The following is a 3,290-nucleotide window of genomic DNA, read 5'->3' on the forward strand; positions in this document are numbered from 1 at the left end:
GCGTCCGGATGTCACCGGGCCGTTCGGACGGGGTGGGGCTGGAGGAGCTGGTCGACGGGCGCGTGGTCGTCGGTGAGCACCCGGGCGTTCCCGGTCCAGGCGGCGAGGGCGTCGCCGGTAGTGATCCTCCAGCCGACGTCCCGGGCGTCCAGGGCCTTCTGGACGGCGGGGGCGTCGAGCGGCCGGGTGGAGGCGACGACCACCATGTTGCCGCCGATGCTCGAAGCCGTCGGGTCCAGGCCGATGTCCGCGGGCTTCCCGAGCAGCGCGACATGCGGGAAGGTCGCGGCGAGGGTGGCGACCTCGGCGCGGGCGAAGGCGAGCCGGCCGTGGTCGATGAGGTTGGCGACGTACAGGCCGTCCTCGTCGAGCGCCCGTCGTACGTCGCCCAGCGCCTGGGACGTCGTGAGGTGCCACGGTGCGCTGACGCCCCCGAAGGCGTCGCCGACGACCAGGTCGTGGCTGCCCGCCGCCAGCCGCCGCAGGCCCAGCCGCCCGTCCTCCACCCGTACGTCGATGCCGGTCGTGGCCGAGGGGCCGAGGCCGAGCCGGTCGCGGTCGATGCGGACGACTCCGGGGTCGATCTCGGAGACGAGGCTGCGGGTGCCGGGGCGCGCGGCGGCGAGGTAGCGGGGGAAGGTGAGCCCGCCGCCCCCGATGTGGTGGGCGGTCAGCGGTGCGCGCTCGGGGAAGGCGGTGTCGACCACGGAGGCGAAGGCTCGTACGTACGCGAACTTCAGGTACGCCGGGTCCTCGACGTCGACGTAGGAGTGGCGCAGGCCGTCCAGGACGAGGGTGCGGCCGCTGTCCCGGTCGGGGTCCGCGACGACCTGGGCGCAGTGGTACCGGGTCTCCGCGTCGCAGCCGCCGGGGGCGAACGCCGTGGCGAGAGTGCCCGCGACGACGGTGGCGAGCGCCACGGCCGAGGCCCGCCGCCACCGGCGGGCCCGCCACCCGACGAGGGCGGCCCCCACGACCAGCAGAGCCCCCAGGCCGATCAGGATGGAGCTGACGGGCAGCCGCGCGACCAGGACGAAGCCGGTGAGCACGGTGCCCACGATGGCTCCGAAGGTGCCGACGCCCGACAGCCGCCCGACGACCGTCCCGGTCTCGGCGAGGCTGGTGAGCCGCAGCTTGGTCACGAACGGGGTCACGGCGGAGAGCAGCGCGCCCGGCACCAGAAGGGTCGCCGAGGCGACCAGCAGGAGCAGCGCGGGAGACCACTCGGCGGTGGTGCGGAGCAGGAGCGGGGTGAGCGCGACGACCACGCCCGACAGGCCGAGCGCGGGGGCGATGAGCCGGTACGGATCGACCTGGTCCGCGATGCGCCCGCCGAGCCAGGAGCCCAGGGCGATGGCGGTCAGCGCGATGCCGATCACCATCGTGCTGGTCTCCAGGGTGAGGCCGAGGTACGGGGCGAGCAGCCGCAGGGCGACGATCTCGACCACGAGGACCGCGGCCGACGACCCGAACACGAGGACCGCCGCGGCGCGGGATCCCAGGGCGAGGTCGCGGGGCGGGGCGTCGCCCACGGGAGAGTCGTCGGCCACGGGAGAGGGGGGCGAGGTGGTCACCGCAGCATCCTCGCACGGGGCGGGCGGCCGAACTCCCGCTGTTCCAGGGGGCGCAGCGCTCCGGCGCGCCGGCTCCCCGAGGAGGTGCCGGCCCGAGAACCGGGCCGCCACGGCCCCGAGGCGCTGCCCCGGTTGCGGGAGCTGTCGGCCGCCCCGCCCCTCTGATCGGACCCCGTTTCACCCCTGTACCGGCCCCGTTTCACCCCTGTCAGGAGGCGGATGCCGGAGCATCCGGTGAGGATGAGGGGTGAATCACCCGGTAAACGGGGCAGGCGAGCGCAGAACCACGCAAGCCCGAGAAGGGACGCAGACCGTGGCACCACCCAGGATTCTCGTCGTCGGCGCCGGCTTCGCAGGCGTCGAGTGCGTACGCCGCCTGGAGCGCAGGCTCGCTCCGGGAGAGGCTCAGATCACGCTCGTCACACCGTTCTCCTACCAGTTGTATCTGCCGCTGCTCCCCCAGGTGGCCTCCGGGGTGCTCACCCCCCAGTCCGTCGCGGTGTCGCTGCGCCGCAGTCGCCGCCACCGGACCCGGATCGTGCCGGGCGGGGCGATCGGCGTGGACACGCAGGCGAAGGTCTGTGTGATCCGGAAGATCACGGACGAGATCGTGAACGAACCGTACGACTACATCGTGCTGGCGGCGGGCAGCGTCACCCGGACCTTCGACATTCCCGGGCTGGTGGACAACGCCCGGGGGATGAAGACGCTGGCCGAGGCCGCGTACGTGCGGGACCACGTCATCGCCCAGCTGGACCTGGCGGACGCCAGTCACGACGAGGCCGAGCGGGCCTCCCGGCTCCAGTTCGTGGTGGTCGGCGGCGGTTACGCGGGTACGGAGACGGCCGCCTGCCTCCAGCGGCTGACCACCAACGCGGTGAAGCACTATCCGCGGCTGGACCCACGCCTCATCAAGTGGCATCTGATCGACATCGCGCCCAAGCTGATGCCGGAGCTCGGCGACAAGCTGGGCCTGGCCGCGCTGGACGTGCTCCGCAAGCGGAACATCGAGGTGTCGCTCGGGGTCTCGGTCGCCAAGGCGGGGCCGGAGGAGGTCACGTTCACCGACGGGCGGGTGCTGCCCTGCCGGACCCTGATCTGGACCGCCGGAGTGGCCGCGAGTCCGCTGATCGCCACCCTCGGCGCGGAGACGGTACGCGGCCGGCTCGCCGTGACCCCGCAGATGAAGCTGCCGGGCGTGGAGGGGGTCTTCTCCCTCGGCGACGCGGCGGCGGTGCCCGATCTGGCGAAGGGCGACGGGGCCGTCTGCCCGCCCACCGCCCAGCACGCGATGCGCCAGGGCCGGGTGCTGGCGGACAACCTGATCGCCTCCGTGCGCCACGAGCCGCTCAAGGACTACGTGCACAAGGATCTGGGGCTCGTCGTGGACCTCGGCGGCAAGGACGCCGTGTCCAAGCCGCTGGGCATCGAGCTGCGCGGGCTGCCCGCGCAGGCGGTGGCCCGGGGCTACCACTGGTCGGCGCTGCGGACGAACGTGGCGAAGACCCGGGTCATGACGAACTGGATGCTGAACGCGGTCGCCGGTGACGACTTCGTACGGACCGGGTTCCAGTCCCGCAAGCCGGCGACGCTGCGGGACTTCGAGTACACGGACGTCTATCTGACGCCCGAGCAGATCAAGGAGCACACGGCGGCCACCGTCATCAAGCACTGAGCCGCCGGGCCCCGTACGAGCGCGCCCCTGCCCTGACAGGG

Annotated in this window: 2 protein-coding genes; one reads left to right on the forward strand and one right to left on the reverse strand. The window is 73.2% G+C overall.

From position 1 onward, the window contains the following. Window positions 1-11: 11 nt before the first annotated feature. Entirely contained in the window at window positions 12-1,574 is a 1,563-nt protein-coding gene (locus ACFWM7_RS34570) for a fused MFS/spermidine synthase (protein ID WP_383268545.1), read from the reverse strand. A gap of 313 nt (window positions 1,575-1,887) precedes the next feature. Between ACFWM7_RS34570 and ACFWM7_RS34575 the strand changes: the two genes are divergently transcribed. Next, window positions 1,888-3,249 carry an NAD(P)/FAD-dependent oxidoreductase gene (locus ACFWM7_RS34575; RefSeq protein WP_383268548.1) on the forward strand — a complete coding sequence of 454 codons (1,362 nt, stop codon included), beginning with the start codon at window positions 1,888-1,890 and terminating at the stop codon, window positions 3,247-3,249. The last annotated feature ends 41 nt before the right edge of the window (window positions 3,250-3,290 follow it).

This window comes from Streptomyces sp. NPDC058375 (assembly GCF_042723425.1).
Classification (GTDB): domain Bacteria; phylum Actinomycetota; class Actinomycetes; order Streptomycetales; family Streptomycetaceae; genus Streptomyces; species Streptomyces durocortorensis.